The sequence below is a fragment of the Aquabacterium sp. genome, assembly GCF_050725395.1.
Classification (GTDB): Bacteria; Pseudomonadota; Gammaproteobacteria; order Burkholderiales; family Burkholderiaceae_C; genus Aquabacterium.
Genome location: NZ_JBOHHL010000025.1, coordinates 23996 through 42571, shown reverse-complemented (window position 1 = coordinate 42571; position 18576 = coordinate 23996). Strand labels below are relative to the sequence as shown.

Below are 18576 nucleotides of genomic sequence, written 5' to 3'. Positions count from 1 at the left end.
CAACTGGCAATCGTTATTCCCAGCAGCTAACTTCGACCTCCTGCTCGATGTGCGCCATCTTTTGAGTCAGCATGCGGCGGATCATGCTGAATCTCAACGTCCAAGACATCACTGTCTTCAACGACCTCCCGCAACGCTTTCATCCGCCGTTCCATTTGAGCCAGGGCCAATGCTCGCGAGGCACCCGCAGAATCGTTCATGTCGCCATCCAATGCTTGCAGCCGTTCTGCAAAAAGCTGCCGCTCCTGCAACGCCCGCACGGCATTCCAGCAGGCCTCGTCACTGGCCTCAAGCAAGGCTTGGCTCAAGGTGGCGCCACTGAACATGTGGCCGGTATGGCACCGATAGCGAACAGGGCGGCTGTCCTTCAGTTCCCAGAGCCCGCCATGGCAGTCTGGACACACAAAGGGCGTTGGAGAGGCGATTGCATGGAGATGTGACATGGCGCTCCCCTGACCAAGAAAGAGCTGATCTTCGTGAACCAAGCTCGCAGGAGGCCTGGGAGGTGCCCATGCCGGCCTGCGCGCCAGCGTTGAAAGTATCTGAGGTATGTCGATGAGCGGGGCGCAATGGTCGACGCTGGCATGGCGCATGGCGCTCTCTGGCATCTCACGGGCTTCGGCGTCGTCAGGGTCCTGTACGACGGCAACGCCACCGCAATGTTTGATGGCCTGCAGCCCGGAAGTGCCGTCATCGAGCATGCCGGTCAACACGACACCCACCGCGGCGGGGCCATGCTCCAGCGCCAGTGAGCGGAACAATGGATCAATGGCCGGCCGGCTGTGGTGCTCCTTGGGGCCTCTGCTCAAACTGATGCGGTCCTTGGCCACCCGCATGTGGCGGTCTGGCGGCGCCACGTAGACGTGGCCCGGGCGCAGCAGTTCTCCATCGGCAGGGTGTGAGGCCGACAGAGAGGTCTTCGTGGTGACCAACTCAGGAAAAATGCTGCGGTGCGCTCCGATGTGAAGGACCACAAGCAAGGGTGCTTCGAAGTCTGCCGGCAGTTGGGCCAGCAGTGTCAGCAGTGCAGACACGCCGCCGGTGGATGCGCCGATGCCAACGATGAGGGCCATGGGTGGCTCCAAGTTAGAAGAAGTTCATGGGGGCAACCGCCATGCCGAACTCAAGGATCCTGGCCAACCAAAGGCCGTGGCGATTTTCTCAAGGTCTCTCTCTCGCGGTTCTCGCGCGCCATGCGCTCACGCACGCCACCGTCGACACCCGTGCCTTCGTCCATCGGCCGGTACAAGCTGCCCGAGGTTGGGGGTGCAGGCGGGGCTGTCTCGATCTGCATCCTGTGAGACACATTGGCCGAGATGCGCTCGGTGGTGCGTGGCATCGCATGGTGGGACCAGACAGCGGCTCTGGCCTTCCAGCCGACCGGGTAAGCGGCCCGGGGATGAAGGCAGACCCACACAATGCCGTCCACCACCTTCTGCGCATCATCCATGGCCGCCATGCGGAGTGTGCCGCCACTGTGGTTCGCTGCATGGGTGAAGAAGGGGGTGTCGGCTGCCCACGGCATCACGGTGCTGACGGTGATGCTGTCGGACAGTCCAGCCAGGCGCAGCTCCTGGTTCAAGGCGTGGCCCAAAGCCAGCACGGCGGCCTTGGAGGCGGAGTAGGACGCGTGGTAGGCCAGCGGCACTTCGCTTTCGACCGAACCGATGTTGACGAGCGCGCCGCCGCCTTGCGCCTTGAACTGCCGGAGGGCGACATGGCTGCCGTGAAGAACGCCCTTGACGTTGACATCGATCACGCGGTCATGGTCTTGGACAGGGATGTTGTCGAAGAGGCCGATGGCGCCCACCGCCGCATTGTTGATCCACACGTCGATGCGGCCAAAGCGTGCCAAGGCCCGCTCGGCCAGGTTCTGCACATCCTCGGGCTTGCTGACATCGGTGGCCACCACCACCGGCGTTCCGCCCAGTGCGAACGCTTGCCTCGCCACGTCTTCGAGCACATCGCCTCGCCGGGCGGCCAGCACCACGTTGGCCCGCATGGCCGCCAGCTTCAACGCAACACCTCGTCCAAAGCCACTGGAGGCGCCTGTCACGACAAAGGTCCTGCCTGCCACGGCGGCCTGTTCATCGCTGCTGAGGCCTGTGCCTGTGGCGCAAGCACCGAGTTGAAGCAGCACCAGCAGCAGGCTGAACAGCCACAAGCGCGGTCGGCTGGTGTGAGTGACCATGACGCCAGCCTCGTTTGCTTGCTGGTGGTGGCGGCAATTCATGCTGAATTTTTTCCACTCAAAGGATGGGCTTGCCACCCGTGACCGCGATGCGTGCGCCGGAGATGTAGCTGCCTTGATCCGAGGCCAGCAGCACATAGACGGGCGCCACCTCGGCTGGCTGACCGGGGCGCTTGAGAGGTACGCTGCTGCCAAACTTCTCCACCTCATCGGCCGGCATGGTCGACGGAATCAGTGGCGTCCAAATGGGGCCTGGCGCCACCGAGTTGGCGCGGATGCCACGCTCGGCCAGCAACTGCGCCAGGCCTGCGGTGAAGTTGGCAATGGCCCCCTTCGTGGCCGCATAGGCCAGCAGCGTGGGCTTGGGCATGTCGGAGTTCACCGAGCTGGTGTTGATGATCGATGCACCAGGTTTCATGTGAGGCACCGCGGCCTTGCACAAGTGGAACATCGCGTGGATGTTGACTTGGAAGGTCCGGTCCCACTCATCGTCGGGTATTTCTTCCAGCGATTCACGTGTCATCTGGAAGGCGGCGTTGTTGACGAGGATGTCGATCCGGCCAAAGGCTTCGACGGCACGCGCGATGACCGCGCGGCAATGCGCGGGGTCGGCCAGATCGCCCGGCAGCGTGACCGCGCGCCGGCCTGCGGCCTCGACCAGGCGAGCGGTCTCCGCGGCATCGTCGTGTTCGCTCAGATAGGCGATCAACACATCGGCGCCTTCTCTCGCGAAGGCGATGGCCACGGCCCGACCGATGCCGCTGTCCGCGCCGGTGATCACCGCAGCTCGGCCTTGGAGGCGGCCGCTGCCGACATAGCTTTCTTCGCCGTGATCGGCTTGGGGTTGCAAGGCTGCTTCAGAGCCTGGGGGCTGCTGCGAAGGGGTGTTCATGAGGGGCTCCTGAAAGAGTTTGTTGGTCAGCCGAGCGGCAATCTCTGTGCCTCTTCCAGGGCCACAGGCGCTTTGCGCAAGTCCAGATCGTGGGCATCTGTGCTGACAAGGATTTCCCCGGGCGACCCAGGATTTGCATCCTTGCGAAGGCATGGCGCTTGCCAACTGAGCGGGCCGATCAAGACGCCAATGAATTGGCATCGGATTGATTGGCCCTCAAGTCCCAACATCATCAGGAGCTTTCCATGAACAGTTTTCCCTTCTTTCGAATCACACTCGCTTCGCTGCTGACCGCGGCCATGGCCTTGAGCGCTCAAGCACAAAGCTCGACTGCCAACAGTGGCAGTGGCAGTGTTGGTGGCAACTCATCTTCCACAGGCGCAGGTGATGGTGCCACTGGCACTTCCACTGGCACCAGCAGCAACTCCCCTGAGGCTCAGCGCAAGGACAAGAAGCGATCCGGCAATGGCAGCGGCTCGAGCCAGACAGGTACCTCGGGTGAAGGCCCAGGTAGCAGCAGCAATGGCTCCGGTAGCAGCAGTTCCGGCTCTGGCAATTCTGGCTCTGGTGGCGTCGGAGGTGGCAACACGAATGGCAGCAGCTCTGGCAGCAGTGGCACCCGTTGAGCAAAACTTACCTTGCAGGAGCCGGCCACCGTGCGAATTCACCACCTCAACTGCATTTCATCCTGCCCGCTCGGTGGCCGTCTCATGGACGGGCGGACGCCATCAGTGGTGCAACGGGGTGAGTTGTGTTGCCATTGCCTGCTGCTGGAGACAAGCCGAGGTCTGGTGCTGATTGATACCGGCTATGGGCTCAACGACGTGCGCAACCCCAGAGGGCGGTTGAGTCCACTTTTCCTCGGCTTGCTCAAACCCGCGCTTCTCGAGGAGATGACTGCGGTCAGGCAAATCCACCGCTTGGGGTACAAGCCCAGCGATGTTCGCCACATCGTGCTCACCCACCTGGACTTTGACCATGCTGGCGGGCTGGATGACTTCCCGCAGGCCGCCGTGCATTTGACGAGGACCGAACGCGAGCATGCCTTCATGCAAGGGACCTGGCTTGACCGGCAACGCTTCCGGCCGCAGCAATGGGCAGCCTCTCGGCACCGATGGCATGCCTATGAACCGCGGGTAGGTGACACCTGGCATGGCTTCGGCTGCGTCAAGGACCTGAAGGGCCTGCCTCCAGAGGTCTTGCTGGTGCCCCTCGTCGGCCACACCCTGGGCCATGCCGGAGTGGCCATCAACACGGGTGACCATTGGCTGCTCCATGCCGGCGATGCTTACTTCTATCACCGCGAGATGGACCTGGACTCGCCATGGTGCACACCAGGCCTTCGCCTCTACCAGACCTTGATGGAAAAAGACCGAGGAGCGCGCCTGCAGAACCAGGAAAGGCTGCGCGAACTCAAGCGCAACCATTCAAGGACGCTGACGGTCTTTGGCGCCCATGACACCTTGGAGTTTGAACGCCTCAGTGAACGGGCCGCAAGCGCTTGACAAACTTGGGTCTTCTGCTGACCGGTGCTTCACGATGACTTCCCGGAATTCAGTCATTGGGCCTTTGGCCTGGCAACACCTGAAGCAGAACCTCACAGAAGCGCTCCAAAGATAAAGGCTTGCCCACGTGCGCATCGAAGCCGGACGCGAGCGCCTGGTGCTCGTCAATCCTGCGGCCGAAGCCCGTCACGGCGATCGCCGGAATTCGTTCCCTGTCGGTGATCGCCCGAACCGTCCTGATCAGTTCATGCCCATCCATGTCGGGCATGGCGATGTCCGACACGAGCACATCGAATTTTTCAACCGCCAGCGTTTGAAGCGCCTGGGCAGCGCTGGAAGCTGTTGTCACCTTGGCGCCGCGAAGTGTCAAGAGGTGGAGCCAGGCTTCGAGGCTGTGCAGGTCGTCATCCACCATCAACATGCGCAGATCCCGCAGCGGTTCGGACAAAGTTGGCTTGCCATCGGCGGTGAGCACCAGTGCTGAACTGTCCACTGGTAGCCAAACCTTGAAGGTGCTTCCCTTGCCCAAACCCTTGGATTCGGCGCGAACATGGCCGCCCGTCATGTGGACCAGTTGCTGCACCAAGGCGAGTCCAATGCCCAGCCCGCCTTCCTGGCGGGTGGTGCGGCTGTCGGCCTGTCGGAACATCTGAAAAATGTGCGGCAAAAAATCGGGTGCGATCCCTTTTCCGGTGTCCTGTACTTCGAGCTTGCCCATGCCATCCTCGGTGGACAGGCTGACTGTCACGGTGCCGCCAGAGGGCGTGAACTTGATGGCATTGTTCAACAGGTTCCAGACGATTTGATCAGCGCGCACTGGATCGGCCTGAACGACCACGTCGTCACAGGATCCCATGACCACGGAGACGCCTTTGCTGGTCGCCGCCTCTTGCACTGCATCGACGATGCGCCGGACGCTTTCGCACCAGTGGACCGGCGCCAGCTCCAGCGTGAGCTTGCCGGTGTTGACGCGTGACAGGTCCAGCAGGTCGTCGATGATCTTGGCCTGGGTGACCACGGTCTTGCGGATGGTGTTGGCGGCCTTCGCGATCTCGGGCACCGCCCGCGCTTCGGCCAGATGCCAGATCAGCTCGACATTCAACTGGATGAGGTTCAAGGGATTCTTGAGTTCGTGCGACATGATGGCCAGGAACTCGTCCTTGGCCTCGGCCGCGGCTTGGGCCTCTTGGCGCTCGCGGGATTCGCGGGCCAACTGAACTTCGCGCGCGTGCTCGGCGCGTTTGCTGCCAGTCAGGTCGCGCGCGATCTTGGCGAACCCCTGAAGCACGCCATCACCGTACAACGGGGTGGTCACGCCACTGCAGAAGAACCGTGAGCCGTCCTTGCGCAGGTGCCAGCGGTCGTCTTCCGAGCGGCCGTCGTCGCGCGCCTGTTCCATCTCGGATTGAGGAACACCATTCTCGCGGTCCTCAGGGCAGTACAGCATGGTGATCGACTGCCCGATGGCCTGCTCCTCCTGGTAACCGAAAAGCCGTTCTGCACCGGTGTTCCAGGTCTTGATCCGCCCAGCGACATCGGTGGTGATGATGGCATGGTCGCGCGTGCTTTCAGCCACCAGTTGCATGCGTTGCTCGCCCAGGCGGAGGCGTTCTTCCGCCTCGCGTCGGCTGGTGATGTCGATGAAGGTCAAAACCGCGCCATCAATGCGGTCCTCGTTGGTGCGGTAAGGCAGCAAGCGCACCATGTACCAGCGCCCGTCGTTGCTGCTGACCTCGCGTTCTTTGGCCAGCAGTGAACGCACCACCTCTGCCGCGTCATCGACCAAGTCCTGGTAGTTCAAGCGGTGATTGATGTCGAGCAGGGGCCGGCCCATGTCGCTTGGAATGATGCTGAAGACCTGCGTGGCGCGCGGCGTGTAGCGCTTGATGGCCAGCGACCTGTCGATGAAGACCGTGGCGATGTCGGTGGAGGCGATCAGATTTTGCAAGTCGTCGTTGATCTTGGTGGTTTCCTCGACCTTCATCTTGAGCTCGAGGTTGACGGTGATCAGCTCTTCGTTGACGGACTGCAACTCTTCCTTGCTGGTTTCCAACTCCTCCGTGGCTGAACGAAGTTCCTCATTGATGGCCTGCAGTTCTTCATTGGCCGCCTTGTGTTCTTCTGCCGATGAGTCAGCCTGCAGGATGATGATTTGCAAGCGATCACGCAGGCGTTGCAACTCGGCCTCGAGCTGGAGCACGACGGGATCGCGTCCCACTTTGCCGGACTGAGCATCGGCGACCATGCTGTCCTGGACTTCATTGAAGAGCACCAACATCAATGGTTCGCCACTGTCGGTTTCCTGAGCGGGCCGCACGATCATGTTGACGAAGCGGTTCCTGCCATCTTCTTGAAGGTGCACGCTGCGTGCTTCCACGCTCTTGCCGGTCCGCAAGGCCTGGAAGAACGCGGTGCGCAACTCCAGCCGCAACGCCGGCTGAACCAGGCTGAGCAAATGGTGCGTGGGCATGCCGCCTGGCTGACGCAGGTAGCGCCCAGCCTGCTCAGACAGGTGAACGATGTTGGCCTCCGCATCGGTCAGGGCGCTGGGGGGGGCATATTGTTCGGCCAGGCGTTGGTGAATCTGCGCGTAGCCCCCCTTTTTTGAGGCAGTGGCTGCTTTGCCCGATACTTGGCGGACAGGGCGAGAAGCCACATTGGCATTGGCCCTGTAGATGCGGTTCTTTTTGTCGACAACGGCAAAGAGATCCGACGCGGCATCGATGGATTCGACCGCTCCGAGGAACAGGAAGCCGTCTGGCTTGAGCGCGAAATGGAACATCTCCAAGACCTTGGCGCGCACGTCCCGGTCCAGGTAGATCAACAAGTTGCGGCAAGAGATGAGGTCAAGCCTGGAGAAAGGGGGATCTCGCAGAAGGTTGTGGGCCGCGAATGTGATCTTCTCGCGCACTTCCTGGCGGACGCGGTAGTGGCTGGTCTCCTTCTCGAAGAACCAGGTCAGGCGCTTTGGCGGAACATCCGTGATGATGGAGGCGGGGTAGCTGCCGATCCGCCCAGCGGCGATCGCTGCCTCGTCGATGTCTGTGGCGAAAACTTGGATCTTCCGCGAACCCGATGGATTGGCCGCTTGCTGTTCGCAGAGCAGCATGGCCATTGAATAGGCCTCTTCACCCGTGGCGCAAGCGGCAGTCCAGACCCGAATGGCTTCGCCAACATTGGCTTCCTCTCGGAACAAGGTGGGCATGACCTCGCGTTCCAGGGCTTCGAAGGCCTCGCGGTCGCGGAAGAAGTTGGTGACGCCGATCAGCAAGTCCTTGAGCAAGGCGGCGGGCTCCTGAGGGTTGTCGGCCAGGTGGTCCCGGTAGCTTGGAAGGTCGGAAAGACCTGTGACCTGCAGGCGCCGTTCCAGCCGCCTCAGCACTGTGCCGCGCTTGTAGCGGGCGAAGTCGTGGCCCGTGCGCAGGTGCAAATGGGCCATGATGTCGCGCAGCGCCTCTTCGGCCTCTTTGGTGGCCGCCTCGGAAGGCGGCTCCTTCACGGGCAGGGCTTCACCAGCCACCCGCGGCAACTGGATTCGGCGAATGTTGTCCCACATGTCCAGGAGCTTTTGAGGCATCTCGGCCACGGGCATCACCCAGTCGATCATGCCGGTGGCGATGGCCGCTGTGGGCATGCTGTCGAACTCCGCGTCTTCGGGCGACTGCGCCATGGCCACGCCACCATGCTCCTTGATGGCGGAAATGCCCACCGCGCCATCCGAGCCGGAACCCGTCAAGACGATGCCGACCGCGCGCTCCTTGTGCACGGTGGCCAAGGCTCTGAAGAACAGGTCGATGGCGATGTGTCGGCCGCGCGGGCGCGCCAGGTCGGTCAGGCGCAGGTGGCTGCCGTTCATGGACAGGTGCTTGCCAGGCGGAATGACGTAGACGTGGTCGGGCTCGATCGCTACCGGATCGGTGACCTCGATGCAGGGCATGGTGGTCGCGCTCTGCAACAAGGCGTTGGCGCGGCTGGCCTGCTTGGGCGGCAGGTGCAGCACGATGACGAAGGCCATGCCACTGGCCGCAGGCATGTGCCGAAAGAAAGTCTGAAGCGTGCTCAGCCCGCCAGCCGAAGCGCCCAGCCCCACCACGGGAAAGTCGAGGCGGCTGGTGAGGAGCGGTTCGTCATGTTGGACGTCATGAGCGCTGTCTGGTGTCATGGCAAGTCTCAAGTGACGAGCACCGGCCCTTGCCGCACGCCCAAGTGTCGACCTTGCGGAGGCCTCAGGCGCAGCCCAGCGTGTTCAGCAAGGCATTGACATCGACAGGCTTGCCGAGATGGGCGTCAAACCCGCAGGACAGGGACTCCTGGCAGTCGCGCACCGCCGTCAGTGCGACGAGGCTCAGCTTGCGTCCGACGGGCAGGGTTCGCAGCCGCTTGGCGGCTTCATAGCCCGTCAGTCCCGGCATGTTGATGTCCAGGATGGCCACGTCCGGTTGGAAGTCTTCGGCGATGGCCAGTGCTTCGTGACCGTCGTAGCCGATGAGCACCTCATAGCCGAGGAAGCGCAGCACGGCCCCCAGGGTGTCTGCGGCTTCGGCGTTGTCATCCACGATCAGGACCTTGCGTGCCTTGAGCCTGGCACGGGCGCTCGAAGAGCCTTGGCACAGGGCCATGATGGTCATAGATGTCCTTGGTTTCAGTCGGCGATGAGTTTGATCAGTGCGTCGACATTGACGGGTTTGGTCAGGTGCGCGTCAAAGCTGACTTGCTCGGCGCGCTCGCGTTCGGGGCTGCGGTCGTGGCCGCTCAGAGCGACCAGTTGAAGGTGATGCGTGGCGGCTTCGTGTTCAGCGCGCAAGTGCTTGCCGATTTCGTAGCCATTCATGACGGGCAGGGAAATGTCCAGCAAGCAGACATTGGGTTTGAAGCTGCGAGCCGCGCTCAAGGCCTCGGCACCACTGTGGGCAACGCTCACTTCGTGGCCACGTATTTCAAGGACCTGCGCCAAGGCTTCCGACGTGTCGCGGCAGTCATCGACCACCAAGATGCGCTTGGGACGTGCAACGTTTAGAGCTGGACCGCCTTGGTGTAAGTGCATGTAGAGCGTTCCTTTCAGCCAATCCGTCATTGCACAGGGCAAAAGCTCGCTTGTAAAGTATTGTTGACCGCGGCATGTGGGTGTCGGTTTCCTTTTGTTTCATCAAGCGCTCCTGCCTCTCCTCCAAGCTTGGTCAACAGTCCTTAACAGGCATGGCAAGTGCCGGACGAGCCACTCCAACGGGAGCCTCGACCATGAGAAACATCCTTGTCCTGTCAATGATCTGCATGATGTCCATCGGGGCGTGGGCCTGCCCTCGCTGCGCGCCGCTGGTGCGGGACAGTGTCTTCAACGCGAGTTTTCTGGCGAACCTGCTTTTGATCGTGGCGCCTCTCGCATTGATCGGGCTGGTCGCGACCGTGCTGTACCGATGGGGAGACCGCTCGTGAGCGCCGGGCAGCGCATCGGTCCACTGCTGTCGGCGGGCCTGCTCATGGGCGCTGGCCTGGGGGGCTTCGTCGATGGCATCGTCTTCCACCAGATACTGCAATGGCACAACATGTTGTCTGGCTGGTTGCCGCCAGACAACCTGGTTGACGCCAAGGTCAACATGCTCTGGGATGGCATCTTCCACGCGGCCGTTTGGTTGATGACGGTCGCTGGCTTGGCGGTGCTGTTCAAAGCCGGGCATCGGCCTGATGTGCTCTGGTCGGGCCGCGTTCTCGTCGGTGCGCTGCTGCTGGGTTGGGGTTGCTTCAATGTGATCGAGGGACTGGTCGATCACCAGTGGTTGGGCATCCACCATGTGATGGAGTACGCGGCCAACACCTTGCCTGCAGACCTGGCTTTCCTGGGGTTCGGCGTGGTCTTGATCCTCGCGGGTTGGCGCCTGGTTTTGCGCAGCTAGGCGCGGAAAAATTCCATGGGGTGCAAAGACTGCAGAAATTTGTGCTGCTGGTTCAAGGCGCTTCACAGGGCGGGCTTGGCCACCATCAGATAGAACACCACGACCAGGGCCAGGAAGGCAGGAATGCCGAGTAAGGTCCAGATGGTGAGGTATCGCCAGTAGGCTTGGGGCAAGGCCATGTTGCCAGCCGCTGCAGCCCGCGCCAGGTCACGCATCCTCATCTGGATCCAGACCACTGGCAACCAGCAGGCGCCGGCCAGCACGTACAAGGCCAGGGACCAGGCGATCCAGGGCGTGGACAAAGGGATGCCGGCCAGGTGGGCCAGGTAGGCGCCGCTCACGGGTTGGATGATGATCGTGGTGGTGGTGAACAGCCAGTCCGCCCAGACCACCAAGCCCACCACGGCGGCCGCCACGCGCGGGTCCTTTGTGCGACTGGCGAAGAACATGTAATAGGCAGAGCCCAGGCCGGTGCCGAAGAGCAGGGTCGACGACAGGATGTGGACCCATTTCACCAGAAGGTAGCTCATCGTTTTTCCTCGAAAGTGCAAAGCATCAAGAGCACGGCCAGGAAGGGCAGGTTCTTGACGATGGGGCCGAAGGGGTGGAGCCACAGTTCGGGCAGCCGCAGGGTGATCACCGCGGTGTAGCCCAGCACCAGGGCGATTTGAGCGAGCCAGAGACGCCGCCTTGGCCAGGCCAGCGTGGCCAAGCCCAGCACGATGTCCGCCGCCGAGGCGGCGTACAGCATCCAGGGCGCCAGGACAGCGGGGATGCCGACGCGCGCCAGCATCGCGAGGCTGTCTTGAACGGGGTACAAACCCAGTGAGACGATGCCGCTGACCAGCCACACCACCGCCAGGCTGAGGCGCAGCAGTGGCAACAGCCAGGCAAGCCTGGCGGCGTCGCGAAGAAGCGCTGTTGGTGTGGCCTCCAGGAAGTCGCCGGGGCAGCGGGGCCGACGCCCCAGGCATGTGCTCATCAAGGCAGCTTCGGCCGTGTTGCCGCGCTGGAGCATGCGCCAGCTGTCTTCGTTGAAGAGGCCGACATGCCAGCGGCTGCTCCAGGCGGCCATGCGGTCCATCAGCACAGCAGGCACTGGAAGAAAGCGCGGAGGCCCCAATCCAAGAGACCGGCGCAAGGTGGCGAGGTAGGCGCGCAAGCTCAGGGCGTGGCCACCCACCGCGGCAACGCGTTCGCCAGTCGCAAGCTGGTGCTGCTCCACCAGATTCACCACCAAGGTGACCAGATCGCCGATGTGCACGGGCTGGATCATCTGCTCGCCGTTGCCCGGTAAAGGAATCAAGGGCAGGGCGGCCAGCGACATGAAAAGGCGGGTGCTGGCACCTTGCTCCCCGAACACCAGCGAAGGCTGCACCACGACGCTGTTGAGCGGCAGGGTCAGCAGGCAGTCATCCGCGGCCTTCTTGCTGCGGTGGTAGCCGGACTCGGCCTGTTCGTCGGCACCCAGGGCGGAAACCTGCACCACCCGCTGAACACCTTCGATCGCACAGGCCCTGAACAAGGCGGTCGGCCCGCGGACATGCAGGGCTTCGAAGGTCTGGTCCCCATGCTCAGCCAGGATGCCGACCGCATTGACGACCACATCGATGCCGTGGAGCTGAGAAATCCACGCAGCCGGCGGCTGCTCGTGTGTGAAATCGACTTCGGCAAACGATCGGCGCGGCTGATCGGTCTGGCGGGCCGTGGCGTCACGAACGCCGTGAACGACGGTGTGGCCACGGGCTTCCAAGGCGCTGCTCACTTGCGCGCCGATGAAGCCGCTGGCACCACACACCAAGATTTTCAAAGCGTTGCTCCTTCAAGGTACGCCACTTGCCGAAGCTGGCAATCCCCGTACCTTTGAAAAGAAAGGACCATGACATGCATCCTTACCTGAAAGACGTCGTGTCCGCCAGCCTTGCTGGCGGCCTGTCCATGCTGGTGCTGGCCCTGCGCGGCCGCGCGGAAAAGGGCAGCGCCATCGCCCCCGTGAATGCACCCAGCCATTGGCTGCATGGGGAGCGTGCTCTCCAGCAGACCCGCCCAAGCTGGCGGTACACAGCCACAGGCGCATTGATCCACCATGCCAGTGCCGCGATGTGGGGCGGCATTTTCAACCGCATCATTGGCAGGCAAGGCGTGGCCGCCCAACCCGCGAAACTCGCGGCGAGCGCTGCCGCCATGACCGCCGTGGCGGCACTGGTCGATTTCAAGCTGGTGCCCGAGCGCCTGACGCCAGGCTTCCAGCATCACCTGTCGAGGAAAAGCCTGGTGCTGACGTACGGCGCGTTCGCCGCGGGCCTGGCCTTGGCAGCCTGGGCCACGCGAGACACGGCCTCAGGTGCCGACAAGACCGCCGAATGACGTCGATTCAATGGCGGTTCGCGCCACCCGGCTCGGCCATTTTCCGGTGCTGCTCGGCCAGCACGGCGGAGGGCGTGACGCCTGCCATGGCCACCTGGACTTTGTTCTTGAGCCCGGAGACCACGTCGCCTTCGCCGGCCATCATGGCCTCGAAGCCGACGCGGGCCACTTCTGCCGGATCGTCCTTCTTGCCCTGGCCGATCTCCGTGTCCATGAGGCCAGCGCGTTCGAAGAAGTTCGTGTCGGTGGGCCCTGGCATCAGGCAGGTCACCGTGACGCCACTGTCCTTGAGTTCTTCGCGCAGTGCCCATGAGAAAGAATCGATGAAGGCCTTGCTGCCGTTGTAAACGGCCTGGAAGGTGCCGGGCATGAAGCCGGCGATGGAGCCGGTGATCAAGATGCGGCCACTGCCGCGCGCCCGCATCTCCTTGGCCACTTTTTGCAGCAAATAAAGGGTGCCGACGATGTTGGTGTCGATGACCTTGCAGACGTCGTCGAAGTCCTGCTCCAGGAAGCCCTGACCCAGGCCCTGGCCGGCATTGGCCAGCAAGGCGTCGATGGGCCGGCCTTCAGCGGCGGCATGCAAGTCATCGACGCCTTTGCGCGTGGCCAGATCAACCTGCACGGACCGCACGTGAACACCCAGTGCGGCCAGGCCCTGAGCGGCCTGGTCGAGCTGGGGATCGTCGGCGGCAATGAGGAGGTCAAAACCGGATTGGGCGCACTGCCGGGCCAGTTGAAAGCCGATGCCCGACGAAGCGCCCGTGACCAGGGCCAAAGGGCGCGATGAGGTGGGAGGGTGGATGGATGCCATGAGGTTCTCCTTTCGTGGCGATGTGTTTCGGGGCTGTCCTCCGTGGGCGGCAAATGCCATGCCGCGGCCACCGTTCAGCACTCTGGCCGCCACGCTCAGGCCCACGATCAGGTAAGCCAGGCCACCGGGCACCCACATGACCAGGCCACCCACTTGCTGGTCGTCCAATGGATCGAAGCCGAGGGCACTGGCGGTGGCGCCATAGGAGGGATACCAAGGCGTCGGGGCAAAGGTCAGCAAGGCGCCCAGCAAGGCGGTGTGAACCATGGTGGTGAAGACGTAGAGCATGGCGCTTCCGTGCCGGGCAGGACCGGTGCCCAAGGGCGACCACCAGAAAAACAGCGCACTGCCCAAAAAGCTGACGTGCTGAAGCGTGTGGACGGCCTGGCTGGCCAAGGCCGCTTCGAACATCGCCGGCACGTGCCAGCCCCACAGCACCAAGCCATGCAAAGCCCAGGCGTTCAGGGGCTTGGTCAGCAGATGCCAGGTCATGGCCAGTGGGGCCCAGTTCACCACTCCGCCAATGCCCCGGCGCATGGCCGGCGGCAGCGCCCAAACCCACACGGCCAGTGGGCGGCTCAGCACAAGCAATGGCGCGGCCACCACCATCAGCATCTCGTGTTGCACCATGTGCGCCGAAAACAGCAAGCCACCCAGGGTGTCAAGGGGAGAGACCAGGGCGACCCCGAGTGACAACCACCCCGATCCGAAACAGGCGACCCGCCAGCCCGGGATGCCATGCCCGGCGCCCGCCTTGGACCACAGGCGCGACAAGCCGAGGCCATACGCCGCGGCACTGAGGAACAGGCAGATCACCACCCACGGCTCGAAATTCCAGCCAATGGTGGGCGGAGCCTGGCTTGGGCCACTCGGTGCATGAGCCAGGGCCAGACTGGCGCCAAGGCATCCTGCCGCCAGGATGACTTGCTTCAAGCCAGGCAAGGCGACAACAGCCACACGGCCAGCCACTGGGCCGCCGTGACCAGTGTGAACAGTAGCCCCGTCGGCCCGGCGATCAGACTCACGAAGCGCTGGCGCGAATGGGCCTGGAGACCTGTGTCGGGCAGGCCCAGGTCCCGCTTTGGCCAGGGCAGGAGGGGCCAGGCCAGGGCGGTGATCAGCGCGCTGACGCCGCATCCCAGCGCGTACACAGCATGCAGCGCGGCCACGGTTTGGTGGTTGCAGGAAGTCGGCACGAGCGCATAGGCGATGCCAAGGACACCGAGGCTGAGCAGGGGCGTGAAGAGCAAGGCGAGCCAGGTCCACATGGTGTGTCATCCTCCGTTCCTGTCCTCAAGACACCCGGGGCGCCCAATACAGCACGGTGTAGATGGGCAGCCAGCTGAGCACCACGAAATACCAATACTGGGCGTTCTCGCTGGTGTCGACCCGGCGCTGCCCTTCCAGTGGCCCCGTGAACATCAGCACGGCCAATACGCCGGTGTCCCAGGTGTCGGTGATCAGGTGCACCGTGTGCAGTGCCAGCAGCATCCAGACGATGGACCCGTAGGCGTCGGTGTCCCACCGCACATTGAGCGTGGTGAACTCCAGGGCCCGCACACCCAGGAAAGCCAGGGAGAACACCAGGCAAACGACGAACCACAGGCGCATGCGAGGCAGGTTGCCGGCTTCGCCCGCCTGCTTCAACCAATGGTTGGGCAAGGTGCTGGCCAGCAGGATGCCGGTGTTCAGGCTGCCCCACAACAGGTCGGGCGCCGGTGTGCTCAGTGGCCAGCGCGGCGCATGGCTGCGCAGGTAGAAATAGCTGGCGACGGCCAGTGCGAACACCGTGCTTTCAATGGCGATCAGGCACAGGGTCGACCACCACATCAGGCTGCGGTGCCCAAAGGCGAAGCTCGGCAAGGCCGAGGCGTCGAGCATGTGGCCTTGCTCGGATGCTGGCGGCGTTTCCCTCATGGCTGCTGCTCCAGCGCGACGTGCAGGCGGGATTCCTGGCGGCGTGGCCAGAACCAGCACGTCAGGCCAATGGCCACCGGCACGGCGCCCCAGACCACGGCCCAAGGCGTGAAGATCGAGCCGACAAACAGGCCCGTGGTCGCCACCGCCGACAGGAAAGGCCAGATGGAGGGCTGTGGGAACTGCGAGCGGTGGTCGGGCTGCGCGTCCAGCACGCTGGTGACCAGCTGCTCGCGGCTGGTGGTGGCCAGGCCGCCCACGGCCACCGCTTGGTCGGGTGGGCGTTCCGCGGCTTGCCAGACGGGGTCTCTGCCACAGACCACGGGAATGGCTTCGAAGTTGACCGATGAGGGCGGGGAGGCGGTGCCCCATTCCAGCGTGCCACCGCCCCAAGGATCGGGCCCGGCCAACTCGCCTTGCCAGCGGCTGCGCACCAGGTTGATGAGGAACAGCAGCACGCCAAGCCCGATCATCAAGGCGCCGAAGGTGGACACCATGTTCATGTCGCCCCAGCCCCGGTCGGCCGGGTAGGTGTAGACCCGGCGCGGCATGCCCCACAGGCCCAGCAAATGCATCGGGAAGAACGCCACGTTGAACCCGATGAAGAAGAGCCAGAAGGACCAGCGTCCCAGCTTCTCGTCCATCAGCCGGCCGGTGAACTTGGGATACCAATAGTGGACGGCCCCCGCCAGCGGGAACACCGCTCCGCCCAGCAGAACATAGTGCAGGTGGGCGACCACGAAGTAGGTGTCGTGCACCTGAAGATCCAGCGGCACCGAGGCCAGCATGATGCCGGTCAGGCCCCCCAGCACCAGGATGAAAAAGAAGGCCAGGACAAAGAGCAAGGGTGTCTTGAAGTTCAGCCGGCCCGTCGCAAGTGTCGCCAGCCAGCAGAAGATCTGCACGGCGGACGGGATGGCGATCAGCATGCTCGCGGCGGTGAAGAAGCTTTTGCCGAGCTCGGGGATGTTGGTGGCGAACATGTGGTGCACCCACAGCCCGAACGCCAGGAAGGCCGTGGCGATCAGCGCCAGCACCATGGCGTTGTAGCCGAACATGGGCCGCCGCGCAAAGGTGGGAATGATGGCCGAGATGAAGCCCAGGCCGGGGATGAAGATGAGGTAGACCTCGGGGTGGCCGAAGAACCAAAACAGGTGCTGCCACAGGACCACGTCGCCGTTCTGCGCGGGGTTGTAGAAATGGGTGCCCACCAGGCGGTCGGTGATCAGGGCGGTGCTGGCCAGCATCACCGACGGCATCGCGAACAGCACCATGAAGGCGGTGACCAGCATGGCCCAGACGAACAGCGGGATGCGGTTCAAGGCCATGCCCGGCGCGCGCAACTTGAACACGGTCGTGATGATGATGACCGCCTCCAGCAAGGCCGACAGTTCGGTGAACGTGATCAGCTGCGCCCAGAAGTCAATCCGCTTGCCTGGCGAGTAGTCCGGACCGGCCAGGGGCACGTACGAGAACCACCCCGCATCAGGGCCGATGTCCAGCGCAAAGGCCGTGTAGAGCATCAGCCCGCCGAACAGGAACACCCAGTAGGCATAGGCGTTCATGCGCGGAAAGGCCACGCTGCGCGCGCCAATCATCAAGGGCACCAGGTAGCCCGCCACCGCCTGCATGACCGGCACGGCGAAGAGAAACATCATGGTGGTGCCATGCATCGAGAAGACCTGGTTGTACAGGTCAGGGCCGATCAAATGGTTCTGGGGTCGCATCAACTGCAAGCGCATCGCCAGCGCCAGCAAGCCCCCCGCCAAAAAGAAGCCCAAGGTGGTCAGCATGAAGCGTTTGCCGATGGTCTTGTGGTTGATGGCGGAGAGCCAGCCGACCAGGCCCGGCGGATCACGCCAGGTTGCCTCGAGCTGCGCGCGATCCTCGGCGCTGGGCGGCACTTGGTTGCCCGGTGGCCGCGGCAAGGGTGGCTGCGGCCTCAGATCATCGAAGCAGGCCGTCATGTGAGGCTCCCCAGGTAGGCCACCAGGGCCTTCAGATCGTCGTCGCTCAGTTTAGAGGCCGGCATGTTGACGCCGGGCTTGAACTGCTGCGGGTCCTGGATCCAGCGGGCCAGGTCATCGGGCGTGTTGGCCAAGGTGCCCGCCGCCAGCGTCTTGCGCCCGGCCAGGTGCGTGAGGTCGGGGCCCCGTCGGGCGCTGGCCGTGGTGCCTTGCACGGTGTGGCACATCACGCAGGTGGTGCTGAGGAAGATGTCGCGGCCACGCCGAAGGCGTTCATCGCTGGGCTCGCCTGCAGACTGCCGCTGCTGTGCGGCCCAGGCTTCATACTGGTCCGGTGGGTCGGCGATGATGCGCAGGGCCATGAAGGCGTGCTGGTAGCCGCAGAACTCGGCGCACTGGCCTCGGTAGATGCCAGGTCGGTCGGCCTGCAATTGCAGCGTGGAGGTGCGGCCGGGGATGAGGTCTTTCTTGCCATGCAGGTTGGGCACCCACAAGCTGTGGATGACGTCACCCGACTTCAGGGTGAAGATCACGGGGCGGCCCACGGGGATGTGCAGTTCGTTGGCGGTGTAGAAGACCTGGTCGGCCTGGGCGTGGTCGTAGCGCACGTCCCACCACCACTGGTTGGCCGTGACCTCGATGTGCACCGCATCTTTCAGCGAGAGGCGGGCCAGGGCACGGTCCGTCAGCAGGCTTGCCACGATGAGGAAGATCAACAGCAGCGTCGACGCCACCACCGCGGCCCCCACCTTCTGCACGCTGCCACGTTCCGGCGACGCGGCCAATGCCAGGTCGGGCGACGCTTGGCTGTCGGCCCGCGGACGGCGCCAGAGGACCACCACCAGCACCGCCAACACGGCGGCGAACACCAGGGTGCAGACCACCAGCATCGTGTGCCAAAGGTTCAACAGGTGATGCGCTTGTGGCCCGGCAGGCCGAAGGATGTCCTGCGGCGGATCGACCCCCGCCCAACCGGGCAGCGCCAGCAGCAGGCCGAACATCAAAAGGTGGATGGAAATGGGTGCCTTCATG

General features: G+C 63.5%; 18 protein-coding genes. 5 read left to right on the top strand and 13 right to left on the bottom strand.

The window, feature by feature from the left end:
- Positions 1-26: 26 nt before the first annotated feature.
- From ACREB4_RS15070 to ACREB4_RS15060, 3 genes are read right to left on the bottom strand one after another with little or no spacing between them, the layout of a single operon-like run.
- Positions 27-1073 carry a chemotaxis protein CheB gene (locus tag ACREB4_RS15070; RefSeq protein WP_431589048.1) on the bottom strand — a complete coding sequence of 349 codons (1047 nt, stop codon included), beginning with the start codon at positions 1071-1073 and terminating at the stop codon, positions 27-29.
- A 50-nt stretch (positions 1074-1123) separates the two neighbouring features.
- Positions 1124-2191, bottom strand: a complete 1068-nt coding sequence (locus ACREB4_RS15065) for an SDR family NAD(P)-dependent oxidoreductase (protein WP_431589047.1) — start codon at positions 2189-2191, stop codon at positions 1124-1126.
- Positions 2192-2249: 58 nt separating this feature from the next.
- Positions 2250-3083: a glucose 1-dehydrogenase gene (locus tag ACREB4_RS15060; RefSeq protein ID WP_431589046.1), complete on the bottom strand. Its 834-nt coding sequence runs from the start codon at positions 3081-3083 to the stop codon at positions 2250-2252.
- Positions 3084-3328: 245 nt separating this feature from the next.
- Here ACREB4_RS15060 and ACREB4_RS15055 point away from each other — a divergent pair, with 245 nt between their 5' ends.
- Positions 3329-3709 (top strand): hypothetical protein, encoded by a 381-nt coding sequence (locus tag ACREB4_RS15055; protein ID WP_431589045.1) that lies wholly within the window; start codon positions 3329-3331, stop codon positions 3707-3709.
- 30 nt (positions 3710-3739) lie between these two features.
- Positions 3740-4588 (top strand): MBL fold metallo-hydrolase, encoded by an 849-nt coding sequence (locus ACREB4_RS15050; protein ID WP_431589044.1) that lies wholly within the window; start codon positions 3740-3742, stop codon positions 4586-4588.
- 49 nt (positions 4589-4637) lie between these two features.
- Here the strand turns inward: ACREB4_RS15050 and ACREB4_RS15045 are convergent, their stop codons facing one another.
- The 3 genes from ACREB4_RS15045 to ACREB4_RS15035 form a co-directional block, all read right to left on the bottom strand.
- Positions 4638-8750 carry a CheR family methyltransferase gene (locus ACREB4_RS15045; protein WP_431589043.1) on the bottom strand — a complete coding sequence of 1371 codons (4113 nt, stop codon included), beginning with the start codon at positions 8748-8750 and terminating at the stop codon, positions 4638-4640.
- Positions 8751-8814: 64 nt separating this feature from the next.
- Positions 8815-9216, bottom strand: a complete 402-nt coding sequence (locus tag ACREB4_RS15040) for a response regulator (protein WP_431589042.1) — start codon at positions 9214-9216, stop codon at positions 8815-8817.
- 14 nt (positions 9217-9230) lie between these two features.
- Positions 9231-9632: a response regulator gene (locus tag ACREB4_RS15035; protein WP_431589041.1), complete on the bottom strand. Its 402-nt coding sequence runs from the start codon at positions 9630-9632 to the stop codon at positions 9231-9233.
- Between the two features lie 194 nt (positions 9633-9826).
- On the opposite strand from ACREB4_RS15035, the gene ACREB4_RS15030 reads away from it, so the two are divergent.
- Entirely contained in the window at positions 9827-10021 is a 195-nt protein-coding gene (locus ACREB4_RS15030; RefSeq protein WP_431589040.1) for a hypothetical protein, read from the top strand.
- Complete coding sequence (locus ACREB4_RS15025; protein ID WP_431589039.1) at positions 10018-10479, top strand: DUF2243 domain-containing protein; 462 nt, start codon at positions 10018-10020, stop codon at positions 10477-10479. Before ACREB4_RS15030 ends, ACREB4_RS15025 begins: the two co-directional genes overlap by 4 nt.
- A 62-nt stretch (positions 10480-10541) precedes the next feature.
- On the opposite strand, the gene ACREB4_RS15020 is transcribed toward ACREB4_RS15025, so the two are convergent.
- Together ACREB4_RS15020 and ACREB4_RS15015 are read right to left on the bottom strand one after the other, a co-directional pair.
- Positions 10542-11009 (bottom strand): DUF2269 family protein, encoded by a 468-nt coding sequence (locus ACREB4_RS15020; RefSeq protein WP_431589038.1) that lies wholly within the window; start codon positions 11007-11009, stop codon positions 10542-10544.
- Complete coding sequence (locus ACREB4_RS15015) at positions 11006-12289, bottom strand: SDR family oxidoreductase (RefSeq protein WP_431589037.1); 1284 nt, start codon at positions 12287-12289, stop codon at positions 11006-11008. The genes ACREB4_RS15020 and ACREB4_RS15015 overlap by 4 nt, the downstream gene beginning before the upstream one ends.
- Positions 12290-12363: 74 nt before the next feature.
- On the opposite strand from ACREB4_RS15015, the gene ACREB4_RS15010 reads away from it, so the two are divergent.
- The gene (locus tag ACREB4_RS15010; protein WP_431589036.1) at positions 12364-12846 is read left to right on the top strand and encodes a hypothetical protein; all 483 of its coding nucleotides are present in this window, start codon (positions 12364-12366) and stop codon (positions 12844-12846) included.
- A 7-nt stretch (positions 12847-12853) separates the two neighbouring features.
- Here ACREB4_RS15010 and ACREB4_RS15005 read toward each other — a convergent pair whose 3' ends face one another.
- Genes ACREB4_RS15005 through coxB form a run of 5 tightly spaced genes read right to left on the bottom strand, consistent with a single transcriptional unit; the run spans position 12854 to position 18575 of the window.
- Positions 12854-14617, bottom strand: coding sequence for an SDR family NAD(P)-dependent oxidoreductase (locus tag ACREB4_RS15005; RefSeq protein WP_431589035.1), 1764 nt, complete (start codon positions 14615-14617; stop codon positions 12854-12856).
- Entirely contained in the window at positions 14590-14928 is a 339-nt protein-coding gene (locus ACREB4_RS15000) for a hypothetical protein (RefSeq protein WP_431589034.1), read from the bottom strand. The genes ACREB4_RS15005 and ACREB4_RS15000 overlap by 28 nt, the downstream gene beginning before the upstream one ends.
- A gap of 25 nt (positions 14929-14953) precedes the next feature.
- Entirely contained in the window at positions 14954-15577 is a 624-nt protein-coding gene (locus ACREB4_RS14995; RefSeq protein WP_431589033.1) for a cytochrome c oxidase subunit 3, read from the bottom strand.
- Positions 15574-17544, bottom strand: a complete 1971-nt coding sequence (ctaD, locus tag ACREB4_RS14990; RefSeq protein WP_431589032.1) for a cytochrome c oxidase subunit I — start codon at positions 17542-17544, stop codon at positions 15574-15576. Before ctaD ends, ACREB4_RS14995 begins: the two co-directional genes overlap by 4 nt.
- On the bottom strand, positions 17541-18575 hold the full coding sequence (gene coxB / locus ACREB4_RS14985) for a cytochrome c oxidase subunit II (protein WP_431589031.1): 1035 nt from the start codon (positions 18573-18575) through the stop codon (positions 17541-17543). The genes ctaD and coxB overlap by 4 nt, the downstream gene beginning before the upstream one ends.
- Between the last annotated feature and the right edge of the window lies 1 nt (position 18576).